This is a genomic window from Streptomyces sp. NPDC091377 (assembly GCF_044757045.1).
Taxonomy (GTDB): domain Bacteria; phylum Actinomycetota; class Actinomycetes; order Streptomycetales; family Streptomycetaceae; genus Streptomyces.
The window spans coordinates 81,108-102,970 of the sequence record NZ_JBIVUE010000015.1; the positions used below are offsets into that span (position 1 = coordinate 81,108).

Sequence of the window (21,863 nt, forward strand, 5' to 3'; positions counted from 1 at the left end):
GGCGGAGGGGCTCAGACCAGGGTCACCGTGATGTTGCCACGGGTCGCCTTCGAGTACGGGCAGACCTGGTGGGCCTTGTCCACCAGGGCCTTCGCGGTCTGCGGGTCGACGTTCGGGACGGTGGCGGAGATCTCCACGACGAGGCCGAAGCCGTCGTCGTTCTTGCCGATGCCGACCTTGGCGGTGACGGTCGAGCCGGAGACGTCGGCCTTCTCCTGGCGGGCGACGACGGCGAGCGCGCCCTGGAAGCAGGCGCTGTATCCGGCGGCGAACAACTGCTCCGGGTTGGTGCCGGTGCCGCTGCCGCCCATCTCCACGGGCGGGCTGACGACGACGTCGAGCCTGCCGTCGTCGGTGGCGACCCGGCCGTCGCGGCCGTTCTCGGCGGTGGCCACGGCGGTGTAGAGGACGTCGGACTGCTGGATGGGCATGGGCTGCTCTTCCTCCTCGGTCCGTCCGGATTCGCGCCCACGACCCCGGACGGTTTCGGAAAGAAGTTACCGTATACCGGAAAGCGAAGACACCCCGAGCGTGCCCTGGGACGTCCGGCGACGGCATCCCGGCCAGGCCCCTACAGGCCGACGATCATCTTCCCGGTGTTGGCGCCGCGCAGGACCCCGAGGAAGGCGTCCAGGGTGTGCTCGATGCCCTCGACCACGGTCTCGCGGTACTTGAGGGCGCCCGAGGCGACCCAGGGGCCGGCCTCCTGGACGAACTGCGGCTGGAGGTCGAGGTGGTCCATGACCAGGAAGCCCTCCATCCGGCCCCGGACCTGGATGAGCCGGGCGAGATTGCGCGGGCCGGGGACGGGCTCGGTGGCGTTGTAGACGGAGATCATGCCGCAGATGGCGATCCGGCCGCCCAGCTTCAGCTCGCCGACGGCCGCCTCCAGGTGGTCGCCGCCGACGTTGTCGAAGTAGATGTCGATCCCGTCGGGCGCGGCGGCGCGCAACTGCTCGGCGACCGGGCCGTCCTTGTAGTTGAAGGCGGCGTCGAAGCCGTACTCCTCCCGGAGCAGCGCGACCTTCTCGGCGGAGCCCGCCGAGCCGATGACCCGCCCCGCCCCCTTCAGCTTGGCGAGCTGGCCGACCTGGCTGCCGACGGCACCGGCCGCGCCGGAGACGAAGACCGTGTCGCCCTCCTTGAAGTCGGCGATCCGCAGCAGTCCCGCGTAGGCGGTGAGGCCGGTCATGCCGAGCACACCGAGGTACGCCGACAGGGGCGCGGCCCCGGGGTCCACCTTGACGGCCTGCCGGGCGTCCACGGCGGCGTACTCGCGCCAGCCCAGCGAGTGCAGGACCTGGTCGCCGACGGCCAGGCCCTCGGCGTTCGAGGCCACGACCTCGCCGACCGCGCCGCCCAGCATGGGCTCCCCCAGCTCGTAGGGCGGGGCGTAGGACTTGGCGGCGTTCATCCGGCCGCGCATGTAGGGGTCGACGGAGAGGTAGCGGTTGCGTACCAGCACCTGGCCCGCGGCGGGGGTGGGGAGCGGGGTCTCGACCAGCGCGAAGTCCGCGGGGGCGGGCCAGCCGACGGGGCGGCTGAGCAGATGCCATTCACGGCTGACGGCGGGGAGTGCGGGGGTGTCGCTCATGTGATGGGGACCTTCCAATTACTTCAGTACCTAAAACAACCATGCTCTTTAATATTTCAGCCTGTCAAGTAAAGGGGTACGCTGGAGCGTATGGCGACACCATCCGCTCACTCCGTCCGCACCGGTTCCCCGGCCCGTCCGGCCGCCCCGCGCCCCGACGCGCTGACCATGGAGGTCGTGGATCTGATCGGCTCGGTCGTGGCCCTCTACCACGAGGAGTACGAGGAGGCCGCCGCCGAGCACGCGCTGACCGGGGCCCAGGCCAAGCTGCTCAGTCTGCTGTCGCTGGAACCGCTGCCGATGCGCAAGATCGCCCACAAGCTGAAGTGCGAGCCGTCGAACGTCACCGGGATAGTGGACCGGCTGGAGTCGCGCGGTCTCGCCGAGCGCCGCCCGGACCCGGCGGACCGCCGGGTGAAACTGGCCGCGGCGACGGACGAGGGCCGCCGGGTCGCCCGCGGTCTGCGGGACTCCCTGCGCTTCGCCCGCGAGCCGCTGGCCGGGCTGACCGAGCGGGAACGCCTGGCCCTGCGGGACCTGCTGCGGCGGATGCTGCCGACGGAGGCGTAGGGCCTGTCGTTCGGGTGGCCCCGGGGGCGAACCGCCGGGCCGGTCCTGGCCCGCTCCCCCGCGGGTTCCTAGCCTCGGCCCATGGCGACCCTCTGGGACCTTCTCCAGGACTGCATCCCCGACGACCACGCCCGCCAGGTGACCTCGCGCTACTACGTCGACGAGGTCATGGGCGGGCCCGGCGCACCGGGGCAGGTGGTCGATCTGGGATGCGGACGGGGCGCCTCGGCCGCGCACTTCAAGCGGCACGATCCGAAGGTGCGCTGGGTCGGGGTCGACATCCGGGACTCCCCCGAGGCCCGGCAGCGCCGGCCGGGCGGCGAGCCGGTGGTCCACTTCGACGGCGTACGGCTGCCCTTCCGCTCGGACAGTGTGCCGCTGATCTACTCGCACCAGGTCTTCGAGCATGTGGTCAGGCCACGGGATCTGCTCGCGGAGATCGGGCGGGTGCTGCGGCCGGGCGGGCGGTTCATCGGCAGCACCTCGCAGTTCGAGCCGTACCACTCCTTCAGCCTGTGGAACTACACGCCGTACGGGTTCCGGGTGCTGGTGGAGGAGGCCGGGCTGACGCTGGAGGAGATCCGGCCCAGCCTCGACGGAGTGACGCTGATCCTGCGGACGTACCACCCCGACCGCAAGGCGGAGTACGGGCGGTTCTGGAGCGAGGAGTCGCCACTGAACACCGAGATCGACGACTGGGGACAGCGCACCCGGCGACAGACAGCCCTGGTGAACCTCCGGAAGCTGACCTTCTGCGGACAGTTCGCCTTCCGCGTCGCCAAACCCCCCGCTCACGGGTGAACCCCCGGGCGGCCCGGCGGGGGTGAGCCCCCGGACGGCCCGAGACGGGCGGGTCCCCGGGCTGTCCCACACCGGTGCGCCCGGGGCCGTCCGGCACGGGCAAGTCCCCGGCCCGTACGGCACGGGTGCGCCCCGGACCGCCCGGCCCGGGTGCGCCCCGAGACCGACCGGCACCGGGCCGACCCGGACCGACCGGCACGAGCAAGCCCCCGGACGGTCCATGACGGATGAGGCACCGGACGGTCCATGACGGGTGAGCCACCGGACCGTCCGACACCAGCGGACCCCGGGCCCACCCACCACCGGCCCGCCCCGAGCCCACCCCCACAGGCCAAACCCCAGGCCGTCCCCCGGCCGACGGGGGCGGTCCGGCACGGGCAAACCCCGGGACCGACGGACACCGGACCGACCCTGACCGACCCGCACGAGCAAGCCCCCGGACCGCCCGAGACGGATGAGCCACCGGACCCCGGGCCCGCCCACCACCGGCCCGCCCCGAACCCACCCCCACAGGCCAAACCCCAGGCCGTCCCCCGGCCGACAAGGGCCGCCCGGCACGGGCAAACCCCGAGACCGACCGCCGCCGGACCGACCCGGACCGACCCGCACGAGCAAGCCCCCGGACCGCCCGAGACGGATGAGCCACCGGACCGTCCGACACCAGCGGACCCCGGGCCCGCCCACCACCGGCCCGCCCCGAGCCCACCCCCACAGGCGAAACCCCAGGCCGTCCCCCGGCCGACAAGGGCCGCCCGGCACCGGCAAACCCCGAGACCGACCGCCACCAGGCCGACCCGGACCGACCCGCACGAGCAAGCCCCCGGACCGCCCGAGACGGATGAGCCACCGGACCGTCCGGCACCAGCGGACCCCGGGCCCGCCCACCACCGGCCCGCCCCGAACCCACCCACACAGGCCAAACCCCAGGCCGTCCCCCGGCCGACGGGGGTCGTCCGGCACGGGCAAACCGTCGGACCGACCGCCTCCGGGCCGCGCCGGGCCGGACGACATCCGCCCGTCCCGAACTCACCCGCACAAGCGAGCCCCCGGGCCGGGCCGGGGGCCGCCCGGCGCAGGCAAACCCCCGGGCCGGCCCGGAGCGACCGGCACCGATCCGGCCGGAGCCGACACGTACCGGCGGGCCCCCGGGCCGTCGCACGGGCGGTGGGGTGCGTTCTCAGCTCGGGACCAGGAGGTTCGTCCACTCCCGGGCCACCTTTTCCAGGGAGAAGGTCTCTCGGACCTGGGTGCGGGCCTGCCGGCCGGCTTCCTGCCAGCCCCGCTCCCCCAGGCCGTCCAGCGCGTCGGCGACGGACCGGGGGTCGGGGTGGATCCAGCGGCGGTCGTAGATCTCGTCCGCGCCCGGCCACGGCAGCAGCGCGGGGACGGCGCCGGAGGCCATGCCCTCGGCCGGGGCGAGGTGGAAGCTCTCGTCGTCGCTGGTGGACAGGACATGGCCGACCCGGCGCAGCCAGCCCGCCACGTCCGGGCCGAACCGGTCGAAGACCACCGCGCCCTCCAGCAGCGGTGAGGTCTGCATCCGGCGCAGGACGTCGTCGTAGTGGGCGCGCTCCTCGGGCTTGTTCCAGATCCACCAGTACTCCCACGGGGGCTTGGACTTGACCGCGAGATGCCAGCGGCGGTCGCGGGCGCGCAGCGCCTCCAGGATGTCGAGGCCGAGGTCGAGGCGTTTGCGGCTGGGCGCGATGCCGATCATGCCGAGCCGGAAGCGGGCGCCGGGGGCCTTGGGGCGGTCGAGTTGTTCGGTGTCGACCCAGTTGGGGACGACGGTGACCTTCTCCTTCGGCCAGCCGGTGACGTCCAGGGTGCGGCGGGCGTAGTAGGTGCTGACGCAGATCACCCGGTCCACGTGCTCGATGGCGACCTGTCCCGGCCAGGCGGCGTCGAGTTCGAAGCGGTGCAGCCGGACGATCAGCCGGCTGCCGGGCCTCTTGTGGCGGCTGAACCAGACGGCGGCCGGGCCGCACCACTCGACCACCACCACATCCGCCCAGTCGGCGAGCGCCCGGCTCGCGGCCGGATCGTGGCGGGCGAGGGCGGGCCAGGCGTCCACCCGGACCTCCAGCCCCGGCAGGGCGCGGAAGTGGTCGAGGAGCCGGGTGAGGAACTTCAGGTCGTGGCCCGCGACCCCGATCCGCAGCGGCCGGGACCGGGCGGTGACGGCGGGCGGGGCGGCGGGGAAGGCGCGGTCGAGGTGGCCGCGCCAGCGGGCGACGGCCGCGCGCAGGGTGTGCCGGTCGGCGGCGGCCCGGCAGCGCTCGGCGGCCAGGGCGCGGCTGCCGGGTTCGCGCACCGCGCGGGCGACGGCCGCCACCGCGTCCTCGACGCCCGCGCGGCCGGGGACGTAGAGGGGGTAGTCGGTGCCGAGCAGGGCCTCGTGGGCGGGGGTGCGGTTGAGGACGACGGGCAGGCCGAGGGCGCCGAACTCCAGCACCTTGGTGGAGAGTTCGAGGCTGGAGTCGAGGGCGGGCCCGCGCCAGCCGAGGCCGAGGTCACAGCCGGCGGCGATCCGCATGGCCTCCTCGCGGGGCTGTCCGCCGTGGTGCCGGACGCCGGGGGTGGTGTGCAGCGCGCGGGCCATGGCGGTACGGAACTCCGGGTGCCCCGGATCGTCGTGGATCTTGTCGCCGACGGTGTGCAGTTCGGCCTTGATGCCCTGTTCGGCGAGGAGGGCGGGCAGCCGGGTCATGGGGAGGGTGTTCCACAGGGGGGCGAACTTGCCGGTGTAGACGAGCCGGAAGGGGTCGTGCGGCTGCTCGCGGTCGGGCAGCGGGAAGCCGGGTTCGGGCACGGCGGGCGGGCTGAGCACGCACTTGCCGTACGCCTCGGGCACCCAGGTCTCCAGCAGACAGCGCAGTTCCTCGGTCTGGCAGAGCAGCCGCTGGGACGCCTCGGCGATCCGGGCGAGTTCGGCGCGGGCCTCCTCGGTCATCTCGGCCGCCGACTGGGGGATGTCGGTGAGGTAGGCCCAGATCCGGCCCTCGAACCGGCCGTCGGCCACCACGCGGGTGACCAGTCGACGGCCGCGCAGCACCAGCAGGTCGCAGGGGTCGGTCTCGTCGAGCCGGGCCAGCAGCGCGGACGCCTGTACGGGCGAGAGCGGTCGGTCGGGGGCGCCGGGCACCAGCCGTTCCTCGTGCGGGCGGACCACCCGCACACCCGGCAGTCCGGCCAGCGGGTCGATCAGCCGGCCGGTGCGTACGGGCGCCTTGAGGACCAGCCGGGTGCGGCAGCCCGCGCCGGAGAGGGCCTGCACGGTGGACTGGGCCCAGACGGCGGAGCCGTCGATGAGGTTGAGGTCGACGTCGCCGTAGACGAGGGCGTCGAGCGTCCGGCCTCCGGCGGTGCCGGGGGTCCTGGAGGTCCCAGGGGGCCCAGGGGGCCTGGAGGTCCCAGGGGGCCCAGGGGGCCCAGGGGTCTCTGGGCTCCCGGTGGTCTCGCGGCTCATGCCGGCTCCTTCCCGCAGCAGGCGAACAGTCGGTGGCCCCGGCGTGCCCACAGCTCGGGCGGGGTGCCGGAGGCGTGCAGCGACCGGCGGACCAGGAGGGGGCGGAGTTCGGGTACGTAGGTGTAGTCGTCGCCCGCCGGGGTGCTGCCGACGGCGTCGGCACCGGAGTACTCCTGCGCGCACATCAGGTCGAGGAGAAGGGTGTCGGGGCGTTCCTCGGACAGGTCAGTCCAGTCGGCCACCCAGGGGGCGAGGGGCGTCCCGGTGCGGACCGTGACCCCGGCGGCGGTCAGTTCGCCGAGCCCCGCCGGGTCCGGTACGACGACCTCGGCGGGCCGGTGCCGCTGGCTCAGGACGTCGCCGACCAGGCGGGAGATCCCGGCACGGTCGCGGGGCGCGGCGAGGACGCAGATCCGGCGGGCGGCCAGCGGGTCGGGGGCGCCGACCCGGCGGGCGAGTTCGGCGAGACGGACCCGGGTGCTGTCGGTGCGGAACACCTCGCGCAGCCGCTCGCGGCCGTCGGCCCGGGGGTCCAGGCTCGTCAGTCGTACGCCGGTGTCGGTGTCGAGGACGGCGTCCCAGGCGAGCCGGGACAGGCCGGGCGCGGAGGAGACCGGGGCGTCCCGCCACAGCACGCAGGCGCGGCCGAGACGGCGGGCCTCGGTGAGCAGTTCGGCCAGGCCCCGGTCCAGGTCGGGGGCGAGGCCGGTGCCGGTGTGCGCCCAGGGGCCCTCGCCGGTGCAGGCGCTGAGCTGGACGAGCAGGGCGTCGGGGTCGGTGCGGCGGACGACCTCCACCCCGTCGTGCGGCAGGGCGCGGTTGACGACGGCGTCGGCCGCGAAGTCGGCGGCGGTGGCGTCGGTGAGGACGCCGGCGAGGACCAGCCGGTCGCGGGGGGTGGAGGTGAACGCCCGGTAGGTGAGGTACAGGCGGTCGTCGGCGGCGGCGGGCGGTTCCGGCGCGGCGGGGGGTGCGGCGGCGGGCGCGGTGCCGCGCGGGGTGGCGGGGGCGGCCGGACCGGGGTGGGTGCGTCCGCGCCACAGCCCGTACAGCTCTCGGGGGAGTCGGGTCGCGCCGCGCTTGGGTGAGCGGGCGGCGGAGACCAGGGCCCGTCCGACGCGCAGGGAGGTGGAGCCCTCCAGCATGGTGACGCGGGCCTGGAGCACCTCGACCCGGTCGCGGGCGCCGCGCAGGGCGGCCGAGAGCTGGGCCTTCTCGCGTTCGGCGGCGGCCAGCCGTTCGGCGAGCCCGTCGCCGTGGCCGTCCCCGCGGGTGGCCTCGCTCTCCTCGGCGGCGCGTTCCAGGTCGAGTACGCGGGCCCGCAGCGAGCGGGAGACCAGATCGGCGAGGACGTACTCGTCGGCGATCCGCAGGGCGGTGGCGAAGCCCTCGGCGGGGACCGGGCGGCCGAACCAGTCCTCGGGCGGGAGGAGTTCGTCGGTGCGGGTGAAGACGGCGCCCGCGTGCAGATGGACGTAGTCGAGCGGGGCGGCGCGCAGGACCTGGCAGTGGTGGGCCACCAGGGCGTCGAGGAGGCGGTGGTAGGGCAGGTCGGGGCCGCGGTGTCCGAAGACGATCACTCCGCGTCCGCCGGGGCGCATCCGCTGGAGGACGGAGAGGACGGCGGACTCGGGGCCGTGCAGTTCGGGGTCGGGGCCGTGGCAGACGAGCACGAGTTCGCCCTCGCCGACGGCGTCCTCCTGTCCGCCGCGCCGCAGGGCGACCCCGTCGGGCAGATGGAGGTAGGGCTCCAGGTCGAGCCGGCCGGGGGTGGCGTCCACGACGGTGGCGACGCCGTCGAGGTGGGGGCGGAGCAGATCGGTCAGACGCATCAGCGGGTCCTCGTGAAGACGTGGAAGCCGACCTCGTTCTCCCGGAAGCCGTACGGGGTGAAGCCGGTGGGGCGCAGGCCGAGGGGTTCCAGTTCGCGGGCGTAGTCGGCGGCGGGGCGGTGGACGATGTAGTCGCCGCGCGGTCTGCGGGTGGCGGTGTCCTCGTCGGTGACGATGAGCCGGCCGGTGAGCCGGACCAGGGAGGCCAGGTTGCGCAGCCCGGCGGCCCACTCGTCGTCGTCCAGGACGTGGAAGAGGACATCGACGCAGAGCACGACGTCGTACGGCCATGGGCTGCGCCACTGGTCCAGCGCGGCCACGCCGTAGCGGGGGCCGCCGCCCTCGGCGCGGGCGTGGGCGACAGCCTGCTCGCTGGCGTCGAAGGCGTCGACGCGGTGCCCGCAGCGGTCGAGGGCGCGGGCGAAGTGGCCCTTGCCGCAGCCCGCGTCGAGCGCGAACAGCGGGGCCGTGGCGTCGGACAGGTCGCCGACCAGCGGGAGCAGCGCGCCGAGCCGGACGGCGTAGAAGATCTCGTTGCCGGCCCGGTCGAGCCCGATGTGCCCGCCGGAGGCGAGCGAGTCGCGGTCGCGATGGCGGCTGTCCCAGTAGGAGCGGGTCCACTCGGTGGGGTGGCTGTCCTCCCGGACGGGTTCCACGGGCTGGGGAGGCCCGGGGGCCTCCGCGCTCCCCGCCGCCTCCGCCGCCTCCGCTGCCTCCGCCGCCTGCGCGGGCTCAGCCATGGTGGTCCAGCCAGTGGGTCACGACGTTCGCGATGCGCGGGCCCGCTCCGCCGTCCCACAGGGGTGGGCCCTCGGAAGGGGGGCGGGGGTCGGTGTCGAGGAGTTTGCGCAGGGCGGGGACGAGTTCGGCGGGGGTGATCAGACGGTTGGTGCCGTGGGTGAGGGTGACGGGGCGTTCGGTGGTGGTGCGCAGGGTGAGGCAGGGGACGCCGAGGACGGTGGTCTCCTCCTGGACGCCCCCGGAGTCGGTGATCACCGCGGCGGCGCCCTTGACGAGGCTCATGAACTCGACGTAGCCGAGCGGGTCCATGATGTGGACGCCGGGCGCCCCGTCCAGGCCCGCCGCGCCGAGGGCGGCCCGGCCGCGCGGGTGGAGCGGGACGGCGAGGTCGACGAGCCGGGCGGCCTCGGTGAGGGCGTGGGCGGCGGTGCGGACGGCCTCGGGGTCGTCCACGTTGGCGGGGCGGTGCAGGGTGACCACGGCGTAGCGCTCGGGCAGCGCGTGGGCGGCGCGGGCGGCGGCCGGGTCGAAGTGGTCCAGATGGGTGAGCAGGGTGTCGATCATCGGGTTGCCGACGAGATGGATCCGGTCGGCGGGGACGCCCTCGCGGGCGAGATGGCCGACGGCCTCGGGGCTGGTGGCGAAGTGGAGGTCGGCGAGCTGGTCGACCAGGCGCCGGTTGACCTCCTCCGGCATCGCCATGTCGAAACTGCGCAGCCCGGCCTCCACATGGGCGACGGGGATCCCCAGTTTGGCGGCGGCCAGCGCGGCGGCCAGGGTGGAGTTCACATCGCCGTAGACGAGGACGAGGGCCGGGTCCCAGGCGGTCAGCTCACCCTCCAGGGCGATCAGCAGCTCGGCCGTCTGGCGGGCGTGGCTGCCGGAGCCCACCCCGAGATCGACGTCCGGGCGGGGCAGCCCGAGCTGCCGGAAGAAGATGTCCGACATCCGTTCGTCGTAGTGCTGGCCGGTGTGGACGAGGACCTGTTCGCAGCCGGCCGTGCGTAGCGCGGCGACGACCGGTGCGGCCTTGACGAAGTTCGGCCGGGTGCCGACGACGTGGAGTACGCGCCCGTTCATGTCGTACGTTCTCCGCTCTTTCCGCCTAACGTGACGTTATGTCACATCATCTCCCCCGTGCTCTCAGTCTGGCCGCATCCGTGGCGTGGGGCGAGCTGCGCCACGACCCCGTCCGGGCGGCACTGCTCGGGCTGCGGATGCTGCCGCCGCCGCTGCGGCGCCGGGCGGGGTGGCTCGAACGGCGACTGACCTCCCGGGCCCGGACGGCGGGTCCGGCCGCCACGCCGGGCGGGGCGCGCGGAATGGGTGGGCCTGGCGGATCGGGCGGGTCTAGCGGGCCGGGCGGGGCTGGCGGGCCGGGCGGGGCTGGCGGGGCTGGCAGGCCAGGCGGGCCTAGCGGGCCAGGCGGGGCCGGCGGGGCCGGCGGGGCTGGCGGGCCGGGCGGGCCGGGCGGGGCTGGCAGGCCAGGCGGGGCTGGCAGGCCAGGCGGGGCTGGCAGGCCAGGCGGGCCTAGCGGGGCTGGCAGGGCTGGCAGGGCTGGCGGGCCTAGCGGGCCAGGCGGGACTGGCGGGCCAGGCGGGTCCGGCGGGGCCGGTGGGTGGGTGCGGGCGCCGTTGCCCCGGGTGGTGCCGCGGCCGGTGCCGGGGCGGGTGCTGCATCTGGTGACCAACGGGCTGCCGTTCAAGCACGCCGGGTACACCGTGCGCACCCAGAAGATCGCCGAGGCGCAGCGCGCGGCCGGGCTCGACCCGCATGTGGTGACCCGGATCGGGTTCCCGGTGGCGCAGGGCGTGCTGGACGGGCGCCGTACGCAGTCGGTGGGCGGGGTGCCCCAGCACCGGCTGCTGCCGCTCTGGCTGCCGTACGGGCAGGGGCCGCTGCTGGCACGCAACGCCGAGTTGGCCGGGCGGCTGGTGGAGCGGTTGCGTCCGGCGGTGCTGCATCCGGCGACCGACCACGGCAACGGGCGGGTGGCGCTGGCGCTGCGGGCCGCCTACGGGCTGCCGGTGGTCTACGAGGTGCGGGGGTTCCTGGAGGACACCTGGCTGACACAGGCGCCGGGGCGCAGCCCGCGGGACCCGACGTACCGGGCCCGGCGTGAGCTGGAGACGCACTGCATGCGCGAGGCCGATCTGGTGCTGACCCTGGGCGCGGCGATGAAGGAGGAGATCGTGGCGCGGGGGGTGCCCGGGGAGCGGGTGCTGATCGTGCCGAACGCGGTGGACGCGGCGTTCCTCGCGCCGCCGCCGGACGGGGCGGCGCTGCGGGCGCGGCTGGGGATCGCGCCGGAGGAGTTCGTGGTGGGCACCGTCGGCAGCCTTACGCCACACGAGGGACTGGGGACCTTGCTCCATGCGGGTGCCCGGCTGCGGCGGCGCGGGGTGCCGGTGCGGCTGCTGATCGTGGGGGACGGTCCGGAGCGTCCGGCGCTGGAGCGGCTGGCCGGGGAGCTGGGGCTCGGGGACGGTACGGCGCTGTTCCCGGGGCGGGTGCCCCATGCTCAAGTGCGGTATTTCCATGGGGTGTTGGATCTGTTCGCGGTGCCGCGCACGGACGATCGGGTGTGCCGGCTCGTGACCCCGCTGAAGCCGGTGGAGGCGATGGCGAGCGGGCTTCCGGTGGCCGCGAGCGATCTCCCGGCGCTGCGGGAACTCGTCGATCCAGGCGAAACCGGTCTGATCATTCCTACTAATTCACCCGATTCATGGGCTGAAGCGATCGAAAAGATGATTTACGGTCGAAAACGGTCCGAATGGGGAGCGGCAGCGCGCGAGGTGGTGGCTCGCGACCGCACCTGGACGCGGGTCGCAGAGACGACCCGCGAGGCGTACCGCGCCCTCGGTTGCGTCTGAGGCGCGGGCCGCACCACTTCACGACCGCGTCCGGCACCGGACGGGGGAGGAGTGCCATGCAGGTCGCGCGGAACGCACAGGTCCCCGAGGCGGAGCCCGCCCTGGAACTGGCGGTGATCGGCCTCGGCTACGTCGGACTGCCGCTGGCCCGGGAGGCGGCCACCGTCGGTCTGCGGGTCGCCGGGCTCGACCGCGACCCCCGGATCGTGGAGGGCCTCAACGCGGGACGCTCCCATGTGGACGACGTCTCCGGCGACGATGTCCACCGGATGCTGGCGGCCGGCTTCACCGCCCACACCGACTCCGCGCCGCTGGCCCGGGCCCAGACCGTGCTGATCTGTGTGCCGACCCCGCTCAACTCGGACGGCGGCCCCGATCTGAGCGCGGTGACGGCCGCCGTGGAGGCGGTCGCGGCGCATCTGCGGCCCGGACAGCTCGTCGTCCTGGAGTCCACCACCTATCCGGGCACCACCGAGGAGGTCGTCCGGCCGCTCCTGGAGGAGAAGTCCGGGCTGCGGGCCGGGGAGGACTTCTCGCTCGCCTTCTCCCCCGAGCGCATCGACCCCGGCAACCCCGGCTACGGACTGCGCGACACCCCGAAGGTGGTCGGCGGCTGCACCCCGTCCTGCGCCGCGCGGGCCGTCGCCTTCTACGGCAAGCTCGTGGACACGGTCGTACAGGCCAAGGGCACCCGTGAGGCCGAGATGGCCAAGCTGCTGGAGAACACCTACCGGCACGTCAACATCGCCCTGGTCAACGAGCTGGCCGTGATCAGCCACGAGCTGGGCGTCGACCTGTGGGACGCGATCCGCTGCGCGAGCACCAAGCCGTTCGGCTTCCACGCCTTCCGGCCGGGCGCCGGCGTCGGCGGCCACTGCATCCCCATCGACCCGAACTACCTCTCCTACAAGGTGCGCTCCTCGCTCGGCTACGAGTTCCGCTTCGTGGAGCTGGCCCAGGAGATCAACCGGCGGATGCCCGAGTACGTCGTACGCCGCGCCCAGGACCTGCTCAACCACGCCGGACGGCCCCTCCAGGGCTCGCGGGTGCTGCTGCTCGGGGTCACCTACAAGCCCGACATCGCCGACCAGCGGGAGTCCCCGGCGGTGCCGGTGGCCCGGCTGCTGCGGCAGCGGGAGGCGGAGGTCGCCTACCACGACCCCCATGTCCCCGAGTGGTCCGTCGACGGCGCCTCCGTGCCCCGGGTGACCGAACCGCTGGCCGCGGTCGCCGCCCACGACCTGACGATCCTGCTCCAGGACCACTCCAGCTACGACCTGCCCGCCCTCTCCGACGCGGCCCGGCTGCTCTTCGACACCCGGGGGCGGATCTTCCGGCCCGGGGTCGAGGTGCTCTAGCCCGCGCGGGTGCCGAAAGGTGCTGCTGTCATGCGCATACTCGTGGTCACCGTCGTCCACCATCCCGAGGACGCGCGCATCCTCCACCGGCAGATCGCCGCGCTGAGGGAACGCGGCCATCAGGTCACGTACGCGGCGCCGTTCGCCGCCCGCCAGGCGGTGCCCCGCCCCGACGTCGAGGGCCTGGACCTGCCCCGGGCGGTCGGCCGCGACCGCCGTACGGCGCTGCGCGCGGCCCGCGCCCTGCTGGCCGGCCGCGGCGCCGAGGCGGACGTGGTGCTGCTGCACGACCCGGAACTGCTGCTCGCGCTGCCCGGCACGATGCGCCGCTGGACCAGCGCGGGACGGGCCCCGGTCGTGGTGTGGGACGTGCACGAGGACACCGGCGCGGCCCTGGTGATGAAGCCCTGGCTGCCCGCCGTGCTGCGGCCCCCGGTGCGTACGGCGGTCCGCGCGGCCGAACGGCTCGCGGAGCGGCGCGTACGGCTGCTGCTCGCCGAGGACGCCTACCAGGAGCGGTTCCGCCGCGCCCACCCCGTGGTGCCCAACCTCCCCCTCGTGCCGCCCGCTCCGCCCGAGCCGCCCGGCCCCGACCGGGCCGTCTACCTCGGCCATCTCTCCCGGGCGCGCGGCGCGCTCGACCTGGTGGAGACGGCCCGGCTGCTCACCCCCGACGTACGGGTGGAGGTGATCGGCGCGGCCGACCCCGATGTCCGTGGCCCGCTCACCGAGGCCGACCGGGCGGGGGTGCTGCGCTGGCACGGCTACCTCCCCAACGACCGGGCCCTGGCCCTGCTCTCCGGGGCCCTGACCGGCCTGTCCCTCCTGCACGACCAGCCCAACTACCGGCACTCGCGGCCCACCAAGGTCGGCGAGTACATGGCCCACGGGCTGCCCGTGGTCACCACCCCCACCCCGCTCGCCGCGGACCTGGTCGAGCGGCACGGCTGCGGATTCGTCGTCCCGTACGGGGATCCCGCGGCCGTCGCGGAGGCGGTACGGCGGCTGCGCGACGACGAGGGGCTGCGCCGGGAGTGCGCCGAGCGCGGCCGGGCGGCGGCCCTGGCCGAGCTGGACTGGACCGAGCGGGCGGCGGAGTTCGTGGACCGGCTGGAGATGTGGGTGAAGGAGGCGCAGGCCGAGGCGGGCACCCGTCCGCGGCTCGCGGTGGCGGGCGACGCGACAGGACCGTTCTGACCACCCCGCCCACCTCACGTCCCTGACTTCCGTATACGTCTTAGGGTCTGTCGTTTGGATCAGCCTGGCTATGAGAAGCGGTGCTGTTCGGTCGGCCCGAGCGGGGTCTGGTGCGTGGAGCTGCAAGGCGGAGGAGGGCGGCGACGCGATGGGGGTCCCTCCCGCGCGAGCGCAGCCGAGCGTGGGGGAGTCGGCAACCGACGACAACGCCGCAGATCCGTGGGCCAGACCCCGCGACGCCGGGATGATCCAAACGAGAGGCCCTAGGTACACCACCACAGGAACCGGTCGCACGTCGGTGTCGGGGTCGGTTCGGGGGTCGGCTCCGGCTTCGGAGGCTCGGGCCTCGGGTCGGTCGCGGGTGGGGAGGACGGTTCACCGGCGGGCGGGGTCGGGTCGTCGACCGGCCCGGTGTCCCCGGCCGGGGAGGTCCCGGGCCCCTCGGAGTGCGGTGCCGAACTCGCCGACTCCTTCGGGGACTTGGCCGACCCCGGGGGCGACCCCGAGGGTGATCCGGAGGGCGATCCGGACGGGGAGGCGCTGTCCTCGGGGGACGCGTCCGGCGGGCTCCCGGGCGTCGTGGGGTGCTCGCTCCCGGCCGCCTCGCCGGAGCCGCCCCCGTCCACCGACCTGTCCCCCGCGACGGCCGGTCCCGGCTCGGGGTCCCTGCCGTCGATGCCCAGCTCGGCGAGGCTCAGCCCGCCCGCCGCCAGGACGAACCCGGCCGCGACGAACAGCACGCGCCGCCGTCGGCGCCGGTGCGCGGCGGCCTTGCGCTCCCGCCGGGTACCGCCGGAGCGGCGGCGGGAGCGGGGGGCCTGGGCGGACTGGGCGGCCTGGGGGGACCGGGGGGACCGGCCGGTCTGGGCGGACCGGGGGGACTGAGGAGACAGGGGGGACTGGGAGGACTGGTAGGACTGGGGGGACTGGGAGGACTGGTAGGACTGGGGGGACAGCGAGGACAAGGGGGACGGGAGCGACGGAAGGGGCGCCTCCCCTTCCGTACGGGGCTCGTCGCCGTCATCCTTCGGTACGTCGGGTTCCTCACGTGTCTCCGGCTCCTCCGCATACCGGCGGAGCCGTTCGGCTGGAATGCCGCACCCCGGGCACGTGAGGGCGCCGTTGAGGTGCCTTCGGCACGGGTCGCAGTAGTCCATGACGCCGGAAGGTTAGGTTCCCTGACCGTCGTGTTTCCGGGCGGCGCTGTGAAAGTTCTGCGAGAGAACGCCCTGTCGTCTGTCGACCGCGCAGTGTCTCCGCTTCGACACATATTCGTAAAGTTTCCAACGAGCCCTCTTCACAGAAGAGGACTTAGTCAAACAGAATCCAACACGCCCGGTTCCGGGCGGTCTTCCCCCCTCACTCACCACCTCACTCTGTGCCGTCCCACCCCTCTGGTGTCGCCGCCCCACCGCGTCCCACCCTTCCCAACCGCGCTGAGAAACTAGGAAGTTCACTATGCGCAATCGCCGAGCCGCACTGTCCGCCATAGCCGTGGCCGCCTCACTCACCCTCACCCTGACCGCGTGCGGCCAGAGCGGTGAGGGCGGCAGCGAGCAGGGCGCGGGCGACGCCAAGAACGCCACCATCGGGATCGCGATGCCCACCAAGTCCTCCGAGCGCTGGATCGCCGACGGCAACAACGTCGTCCAGCACCTCAAGGACAAGGGGTACAAGACCCGGCTGGTCTTCGGTGAGGACGACCCGGACCAGCAGGTCTCCCAGATCGAGAACCTGATCACCCAGGACGTCGGGGCACTGATCGTCGCCGCCATCGACAACAAGTCCCTGGGCAATGTCCTCCAGCAGGCCAAGGACGCCGGCATCCCGGTGATCTCCTACGACCGGCTGATCCTGGGCACCGAGAACGTCGACTACTACGCGTCCTTCGACAACGAGAAGGTCGGCGAGCTGCAGGGCAGCTACATCATCAAGCAGCTCGGCCTGGACAGCGGGAAGAAGGGGCCCTTCAACATCGAGCTGTTCGCCGGGTCCAACGACGACAACAACACCCGCTACTTCTTCCAGGGCGCCATGAACGTCCTCCAGCCCTACATCGACAAGAAGCAGCTCGTCGTGGGCTCCGGCCAGACCTCCCTCAACCAGGTCACCACCCTGCGCTGGGACGGCGGCACCGCGCAGAAGCGCATGGACGACATCCTGACCTCGGCGTACAAGTCCAAGCGGGTCGACGCGGTGCTCTCGCCGTACGACGGGATCTCCATCGGCATCCTGTCCGCGCTGAAGTCGGACGACTACGGCTCCAAGAGCAAGCCGCTGCCGGTGGTCACCGGGCAGGACGCCGAGGTCGCCTCGGTGAAGTCGATCATCGCGGACGAGCAGACGATGACCGTGTACAAGGACACCCGGCAGCTCGCCGAGGTCGCCGCGAACATGGTCGACTCCGTGCTCAAGGACAAGAAGCCCGAGGTCAACGACACCAAGACCTACGACAACGGCGCCAAGGTCATCCCGTCGTACCTGCTGGACCCGGTCAGCGTCGACAAGGCCAACTACCGCGAGGTCGTGGTCGACTCCGGGTACCTGAAGGAGAGCGACCTCAAGTGACGCAGGCCGTCATCGAAGAAGCGCGCCCGGTGCTGGAGATGCGCGCGATCGGCAAGAGCTTCCCCGGCGTGAGAGCGCTGTCGGACGTCAACCTGACGGTCCGCGAGGGTGAGGTGCACGCACTGTGCGGGGAGAACGGGGCCGGGAAGTCGACCCTGATGAAGGTGCTCTCCGGTGTCCATCCGCACGGCAGCTATGAGGGGGAGATCCGGTTCGAGGGCGAGCTGTGCAGCTTCCGGGACATCCGGGCCAGCGAGCGGCGCGGCATCGTGATCATCCACCAGGAACTCGCGCTGGTGCCCTATCTGTCGCTCGCGGAGAACATCTTCCTCGGCAACGAGCACGCCCGGCGCGGGATCATCAGCTGGACCGAGACCCTGCGGCATGCCACCGGGCTGCTGCGCCGGGTCGGGCTCGGCGACCATCCGGACACCCGGGTGGCGGACATCGGCGTCGGCAAGCAACAGCTGGTGGAGATCGCCAAGGCCCTGTCCAAGAAGGTGAGACTGCTCATCCTGGACGAGCCGACAGCGGCCCTGAACGACGAGGACAGCGGTCAACTCCTGTCGCTGATCCTGGAGTTGAAGAAGCAGGGCATCACCTCGATCATCATCTCGCACAAGCTGAACGAGATCCGCCGGGTCGCCGACTCGGTGACCGTCCTGCGCGACGGGCGTACCGTCGAGACCCTCGACGTGCGCTCCCCCGCGACCACCGAGGACCGGATCATCAGCGGGATGGTGGGCCGCGATCTGGAGCACCGCTTCCCCGAACGCACCCCGCACGAGGCGGAGGCGGACGCGGCGCCCGCGCTGGAGATCCGCGACTGGACCGTGCACCACCCCATCGACCAGCAGCGCAAGGTGGTGGACGGGGTCTCCCTGCACGTCAGGCGGGGGGAGATCGTCGGTATCGCCGGGCTGATGGGCGCGGGCCGCACCGAACTGGCGATGAGTGTCTTCGGGCGCTCCTACGGGCGGCACGCGAGCGGCACGGTTCTCAAGGACGGCCGGGAGATCCGTACCCGGACCGTGCCGGAGGCGGTGCGGCACGGCATCGCGTACGTCACCGAGGACCGCAAGCACTACGGGCTGAACCTGATCGACACCGTCCACCGCAACATCTCCCTGACCGCGCTCGGCAAGGTGGCCCGGCACGGGGTGGTGGACGAACACGCGGAGCGGCGGGTCGCCGAGGGCTTCCGCACCTCCATGAACATCAAGGCACCGACGGTGTTCGAGCCGGTCGGCAAGCTCTCCGGAGGCAATCAGCAGAAGGTCGTCCTCAGCAAATGGATCTTCGCGGATCCTGAGGTGCTGGTGCTGGACGAGCCGACGCGCGGGATCGACGTCGGCGCCAAGTACGAGATCTACACGGTGATCGACCGGCTCGCCGCCGAGGGCAGGGCGGTGGTGTTCATCTCCTCCGAACTGCCGGAACTGCTCGGTATGTGCGACCGGATCTACACGATGGCGGCGGGCCGGCTGACGGGTGAGTTCACCCGGGAGCAGGCGTCGCAGGAGGCACTGATGCGGCAGATGACCAAGGACGCGGAGGTGTCCGGATGAGCGGGGACGTGGTCGGGCTGCTGGTGGCCGGCCTCCGCCGCAACATGCGGCAGTACGGCATGCTGATCGCGCTCGGACTGATCGTGGCGCTGTTCGCCGTGTGGACCGACGGCGATCTGCTGCTGCCGCGCAATGTGTCCAACCTGGTGCTCCAGAACAGCTACATCCTGATCCTGGCGATCGGGATGATGCTGGTCATCATCGCCGGGCACATCGATCTGTCGGTGGGGTCGCTGACCGCGTTCATCGGCTCGATGGCGGCCGTGTTCATGGTCCGGCACGATCTGCCCTGGCCGGTGGCGGTGCTGCTGTGTCTGGCGATGGGCGCGGTGGCCGGGGCGGTGCAGGGGTTCTTCATCGCGTACGGCGGCATACCCTCGTTCATCGTGACCCTGGCGGGCATGCTGATCTTCCGGGGGCTGACGGAGATCTTCCTGGAGGGGCAGACGCTCGGCCCGTTCCCGGAGGGGCTCCAGAAGGTGGCCAACGGGTTCCTCCCGGAGATCGGACCGGACAGCAACTACCACAATCCGACCCTGCTGCTGGGGTTGGCGCTGATCGCGTTCGTGGTGTTCCAGGAGACACGGGACCGGCGGCGGCAGCGGGAGTTCTCGCTGGAGGTGCTGCCGCGCAATCTGTTCCTGCTGAAGCTGGTGGCGCTGGGCTCGGCCGTGCTGGTGCTGACCCTGCTGCTGGCCAGCTACAAGGGTGCTCCGATCGTGCTGCTGATCCTCGGCGCGCTGCTGGTCGGCTTCGGCTATGTGATGCGCAACGCGGTCATCGGGCGGCATGTCTACGCGATCGGCGGCAACCTTCCGGCGGCCCGGCTGTCCGGGGTGAAGGACAAGAAGGTCACCTTCCTGGTCTTCCTCAACATGGGGATGCTCGCGGCGCTCGCGGGGCTGGTCTTCGCGGCCCGCTTCAACGCGGCCTCCCCCAAGGCCGGGCTCAACTTCGAACTGGAGGCCATCGCGGCGTCCTTCATCGGCGGCGCGTCGATGAGCGGCGGCGTGGGGACGGTGCTCGGCGCGATCATCGGCGGTCTGGTGCTGGGCGTGCTGAACAACGGCATGAACCTGGTCGGGATCGGCACGGACTGGCAGCAGGTCATCAAGGGGCTGGTGCTGCTGGCGGCGGTCGGCTTCGACGTGTGGAACAAGCGGAAGGTGGGGTCGTAGCCGAGGGATGGGCAGGGTGGGGCCGAAGGGCGTTCTCGCCCGCCTCTTGAACGGCCCTGCCCCGCACCCCGTATAGAGGGACGGCCCGTGCTCCCCCGCGCGGGCCGTACGCCGGACGGGCCCGGCGCTCCTCGCCGGGCCCTCCTACGACCGGAGGTCCCCTCTTGCCAGGTGATGTCACCTCGCTGTTCCGTGACACCGCGGTGGACTTCCGCACCCCCTGCAATCCGTACTTCCCGACCCCGGCGATGTTCGAGGAGATGGCGGCGCGGCTGCCGGAGATCCTCACCTACTACCCGAGCAGCGCGGATCTGGTCACGGCCGAACTGTGCTCCCTGCTGCGGCTGCCGCCGCAGTGCGTGGCGCTGGGCAACGGCTCGACCGAGCTGCTCACCTGGATCGACCATCTGCTGGTCCGCAGGTCGCTCGCGGTCCCCGTGCCCACCTTCGGGCGCTGGACCGACCAGCCGATGGAGACCGGCAAGCGGGTCGACATGTTCCCGCTCCAGGAGTCCGGCGGCTTCGCCCTGGACCTGGCCCGGTACGCGGAGTTCGTCCGGGACCGCGACACCCAGGTGGCGGTGCTGTGCAATCCGAACAACCCCGACGGCGGCTACGTCCACAAGCACGCGGTCGTGCAGTTCATGGACGCGATGGCGGACCGGGACCTGGTGGTGATCGACGAGTCCTTCCTGGAGTTCGCGGACGCGGAGGCCGAGCCGAGCGTGGTGCAGGAGGCGATGATCCGGCCGAATGTGATCGTGCTGCGCAGCCTCGGCACCAACTTCGGGCTGCACGGCCTGCGCTTCGGCTATCTGGTCGCCAACCCGGCGCTCGCGGGCCGGATCCGCTCGACGCTGCCGAAGTGGAACCTCAACTCCATCGCCGAGTACGTCGTCTTCATGCTGAAGGAGCACGGAGCGGACTACGCGCACGGCCTCCAGCGGATCCGCCGTGACCGGCAGGACATGGCGACCGCCCTGTCGGGCCTGCCCGGGCTGACGGTCTACCCGTCCCAGGGCAACTTCCTCTTCGTACGGCTGCCGGTGGGCGCCGAGGGCACAGTGGTCCGCGACCGGCTGGCCGCCGAGCACCAGATCCTGGTCCGCGAGTGCGGTGACACGATCGGTTCGTCCAGCCGCTTCCTGAGACTGGGGGTACGCCCCCAGCCCGACGTGGGCCGTCTGGTGGCAGCCCTGGCCCAGATCCTCTACGGCGCCGGAAGCCGGGCCCCGGAACAGCACCACGGGACCGGCTACAGCTCGGGGACGGCGGCGGTCGACCGCCTGGTCGGCGCGACGAACGGAACGGGCCTGCAACTCCCCCCACCACCCCCTCCCCCACCGACGCCGCCCCCCGCCGTGCCGCAGCCCCTCCCGATGCCCGCACCCATGCCCACACCGGTGCCCGCACCCATGCCGATGCCGATGCCCGCCGCCGACGTCGGTCCCACCCCGCCGGGTGTCCCCGCCCAGGGTGGGCTCACGGCGGCCCAGGTGCGCGGCACCACCGGGTACGCCCCGGCACTGGGATGGCAGCAGCCGGCCGGCTGGCCGAACGCGGGATAGCCGGTCCGGCCATGCGAACGGCTCCCTCCCCGTGCCGCACACGGGGAGGGAGCCGTCGTAGCGCTCAGGAGGTCAGCCGAGAGCGGAGAGCAGCTCTCCCGCCGCTTCGGCCACCTCCGGGTCGGGGTCGTCCACGAGGCGTTGTAGCGTGCCCCGGCCGGACTCCACGTGATGCCGGCTCTCCGTCTCCCAGGCCACCTTCTCCCGGTACCGCCGCGCGTCCGTGCCGGACGCGGCCGAGGCGGTGGACTCCCACTGCCGGGCCGCGTGGATCCGGGCGAGGAGGCCCACGAGGTCCGCGCGGACGCGGACGGCGGGCTCCCCGGCCAGTTCCAGCAGGAAGGGCACCACGTGCGGTGTCGCCTCCGACACCACGAACCCGAGGGCGCACACCCGGTCGCTCAGTTCGTCGAGCGCCGCGCTCGCGGACACCTCGTCGCCCCAGGCCACCGTGGAGAGCAACGGCGGAAGGTCCCGGGCCGGACCCTGTGCGTCCGTGAGTCTCCCCCAGGGCACCTGGGGAAGCCGCTTGAGTATGCGCCCCAT

Annotated in this window: 17 protein-coding genes; 9 read left to right on the forward strand and 8 right to left on the reverse strand. The window is 72.9% G+C overall.

The genetic code is table 11. The annotated features are described in order from the left end of the window. Positions 1 to 11: 11 nt before the first annotated feature. Positions 12 to 431, reverse strand: a complete 420-nt coding sequence (locus tag ACIQNG_RS28405; protein WP_401488930.1) for an organic hydroperoxide resistance protein — start codon at positions 429 to 431, stop codon at positions 12 to 14. Between the two features lie 140 nt (positions 432 to 571). After that, complete coding sequence (locus tag ACIQNG_RS28410) at positions 572 to 1,594, reverse strand: NADP-dependent oxidoreductase (RefSeq protein ID WP_401488932.1); 1,023 nt, start codon at positions 1,592 to 1,594, stop codon at positions 572 to 574. Between the two features lie 90 nt (positions 1,595 to 1,684). On the opposite strand from ACIQNG_RS28410, the gene ACIQNG_RS28415 reads away from it, so the two are divergent. Next, on the forward strand, positions 1,685 to 2,164 hold the full coding sequence (locus tag ACIQNG_RS28415; RefSeq protein ID WP_401438140.1) for a MarR family winged helix-turn-helix transcriptional regulator: 480 nt from the start codon (positions 1,685 to 1,687) through the stop codon (positions 2,162 to 2,164). 81 nt (positions 2,165 to 2,245) lie between these two features. Continuing rightward, positions 2,246 to 2,965: a class I SAM-dependent methyltransferase gene (locus tag ACIQNG_RS28420; RefSeq protein WP_401488934.1), complete on the forward strand. Its 720-nt coding sequence runs from the start codon at positions 2,246 to 2,248 to the stop codon at positions 2,963 to 2,965. A 1,177-nt stretch (positions 2,966 to 4,142) separates the two neighbouring features. On the opposite strand, the gene ACIQNG_RS28425 is transcribed toward ACIQNG_RS28420, so the two are convergent. From ACIQNG_RS28425 to wecB, 4 genes are read right to left on the reverse strand one after another with little or no spacing between them, the layout of a single operon-like run. Then, positions 4,143 to 6,434 carry a glycosyltransferase gene (locus ACIQNG_RS28425; RefSeq protein ID WP_401488936.1) on the reverse strand — a complete coding sequence of 764 codons (2,292 nt, stop codon included), beginning with the start codon at positions 6,432 to 6,434 and terminating at the stop codon, positions 4,143 to 4,145. Further along, complete coding sequence (locus ACIQNG_RS28430; protein WP_401488938.1) at positions 6,431 to 8,266, reverse strand: hypothetical protein; 1,836 nt, start codon at positions 8,264 to 8,266, stop codon at positions 6,431 to 6,433. Before ACIQNG_RS28430 ends, ACIQNG_RS28425 begins: the two co-directional genes overlap by 4 nt. Beyond that, positions 8,266 to 9,006 carry a class I SAM-dependent methyltransferase gene (locus ACIQNG_RS28435; RefSeq protein WP_401488940.1) on the reverse strand — a complete coding sequence of 247 codons (741 nt, stop codon included), beginning with the start codon at positions 9,004 to 9,006 and terminating at the stop codon, positions 8,266 to 8,268. The genes ACIQNG_RS28430 and ACIQNG_RS28435 overlap by 1 nt, the downstream gene beginning before the upstream one ends. Next, positions 8,999 to 10,087, reverse strand: coding sequence for a non-hydrolyzing UDP-N-acetylglucosamine 2-epimerase (gene wecB, locus ACIQNG_RS28440; RefSeq protein WP_401488942.1), 1,089 nt, complete (start codon positions 10,085 to 10,087; stop codon positions 8,999 to 9,001). Before wecB ends, ACIQNG_RS28435 begins: the two co-directional genes overlap by 8 nt. Before the next feature lie 542 nt (positions 10,088 to 10,629). Here wecB and ACIQNG_RS28445 point away from each other — a divergent pair. The 3 genes from ACIQNG_RS28445 to ACIQNG_RS28455 are packed head-to-tail and all read left to right on the forward strand — an operon-like array spanning position 10,630 to position 14,435. Next, a complete protein-coding gene (locus ACIQNG_RS28445; RefSeq protein ID WP_401488945.1) occupies positions 10,630 to 11,880 on the forward strand; it encodes a glycosyltransferase in 1,251 nt (416 codons plus the stop codon). Between the two features lie 56 nt (positions 11,881 to 11,936). Then, positions 11,937 to 13,238, forward strand: a complete 1,302-nt coding sequence (locus ACIQNG_RS28450; protein WP_401488947.1) for a nucleotide sugar dehydrogenase — start codon at positions 11,937 to 11,939, stop codon at positions 13,236 to 13,238. 30 nt (positions 13,239 to 13,268) lie between these two features. Further along, positions 13,269 to 14,435: a glycosyltransferase gene (locus ACIQNG_RS28455; RefSeq protein ID WP_401488949.1), complete on the forward strand. Its 1,167-nt coding sequence runs from the start codon at positions 13,269 to 13,271 to the stop codon at positions 14,433 to 14,435. A 263-nt stretch (positions 14,436 to 14,698) separates the two neighbouring features. Here ACIQNG_RS28455 and ACIQNG_RS28460 read toward each other — a convergent pair whose 3' ends face one another. Then, positions 14,699 to 15,400 (reverse strand): hypothetical protein, encoded by a 702-nt coding sequence (locus ACIQNG_RS28460; protein ID WP_401488951.1) that lies wholly within the window; start codon positions 15,398 to 15,400, stop codon positions 14,699 to 14,701. A gap of 493 nt (positions 15,401 to 15,893) precedes the next feature. Here ACIQNG_RS28460 and chvE point away from each other — a divergent pair, with 493 nt between their 5' ends. The 4 genes from chvE to ACIQNG_RS28480 all read left to right on the forward strand — a co-directional run bounded on the left by chvE (position 15,894) and on the right by ACIQNG_RS28480 (position 21,317). Continuing rightward, positions 15,894 to 17,003: a multiple monosaccharide ABC transporter substrate-binding protein gene (gene chvE, locus ACIQNG_RS28465; RefSeq protein WP_401438167.1), complete on the forward strand. Its 1,110-nt coding sequence runs from the start codon at positions 15,894 to 15,896 to the stop codon at positions 17,001 to 17,003. A gap of 38 nt (positions 17,004 to 17,041) precedes the next feature. Beyond that, positions 17,042 to 18,571: a multiple monosaccharide ABC transporter ATP-binding protein gene (gene mmsA, locus ACIQNG_RS28470; RefSeq protein WP_401438318.1), complete on the forward strand. Its 1,530-nt coding sequence runs from the start codon at positions 17,042 to 17,044 to the stop codon at positions 18,569 to 18,571. After that, positions 18,568 to 19,749, forward strand: coding sequence for a multiple monosaccharide ABC transporter permease (mmsB, locus tag ACIQNG_RS28475; RefSeq protein WP_401438170.1), 1,182 nt, complete (start codon positions 18,568 to 18,570; stop codon positions 19,747 to 19,749). Before mmsA ends, mmsB begins: the two co-directional genes overlap by 4 nt. Positions 19,750 to 19,913: 164 nt before the next feature. Then, on the forward strand, positions 19,914 to 21,317 hold the full coding sequence (locus ACIQNG_RS28480; RefSeq protein WP_401488953.1) for a pyridoxal phosphate-dependent aminotransferase: 1,404 nt from the start codon (positions 19,914 to 19,916) through the stop codon (positions 21,315 to 21,317). Between the two features lie 72 nt (positions 21,318 to 21,389). Here the strand turns inward: ACIQNG_RS28480 and ACIQNG_RS28485 are convergent, their stop codons facing one another. Beyond that, positions 21,390 to 21,863 (reverse strand): hypothetical protein, encoded by a 474-nt coding sequence (locus ACIQNG_RS28485; protein ID WP_401438175.1) that lies wholly within the window; start codon positions 21,861 to 21,863, stop codon positions 21,390 to 21,392.

Excerpts from the sequence above, each read along its gene's own strand:
- ACIQNG_RS28485 (WP_401438175.1), bottom strand. The coding sequence starts at position 21,863 with ATGGGGCGCATACTCAAGCGGCTTCCCCAGGTGCCCTGGGGGAGACTC.
- ACIQNG_RS28455 (WP_401488949.1), top strand. The coding sequence starts at position 13,269 with ATGCGCATACTCGTGGTCACCGTCGTCCACCATCCCGAGGACGCGCGC.
- ACIQNG_RS28410 (WP_401488932.1), bottom strand. The coding sequence starts at position 1,594 with ATGAGCGACACCCCCGCACTCCCCGCCGTCAGCCGTGAATGGCATCTG.
- ACIQNG_RS28425 (WP_401488936.1), bottom strand. The coding sequence starts at position 6,434 with ATGAGCCGCGAGACCACCGGGAGCCCAGAGACCCCTGGGCCCCCTGGG.
- ACIQNG_RS28415 (WP_401438140.1), top strand. The coding sequence starts at position 1,685 with ATGGCGACACCATCCGCTCACTCCGTCCGCACCGGTTCCCCGGCCCGT.
- mmsA (WP_401438318.1), top strand. The coding sequence starts at position 17,042 with ATGCGCGCGATCGGCAAGAGCTTCCCCGGCGTGAGAGCGCTGTCGGAC.
- ACIQNG_RS28430 (WP_401488938.1), bottom strand. The coding sequence starts at position 8,266 with ATGCGTCTGACCGATCTGCTCCGCCCCCACCTCGACGGCGTCGCCACC.
- ACIQNG_RS28435 (WP_401488940.1), bottom strand. The coding sequence starts at position 9,006 with ATGGCTGAGCCCGCGCAGGCGGCGGAGGCAGCGGAGGCGGCGGAGGCG.
- ACIQNG_RS28405 (WP_401488930.1), bottom strand. The coding sequence starts at position 431 with ATGCCCATCCAGCAGTCCGACGTCCTCTACACCGCCGTGGCCACCGCC.
- wecB (WP_401488942.1), bottom strand. The coding sequence starts at position 10,087 with ATGAACGGGCGCGTACTCCACGTCGTCGGCACCCGGCCGAACTTCGTC.
- mmsB (WP_401438170.1), top strand. The coding sequence starts at position 18,568 with ATGAGCGGGGACGTGGTCGGGCTGCTGGTGGCCGGCCTCCGCCGCAAC.
- ACIQNG_RS28420 (WP_401488934.1), top strand. The coding sequence starts at position 2,246 with ATGGCGACCCTCTGGGACCTTCTCCAGGACTGCATCCCCGACGACCAC.
- chvE (WP_401438167.1), top strand. The coding sequence starts at position 15,894 with ATGCGCAATCGCCGAGCCGCACTGTCCGCCATAGCCGTGGCCGCCTCA.
- ACIQNG_RS28450 (WP_401488947.1), top strand. The coding sequence starts at position 11,937 with ATGCAGGTCGCGCGGAACGCACAGGTCCCCGAGGCGGAGCCCGCCCTG.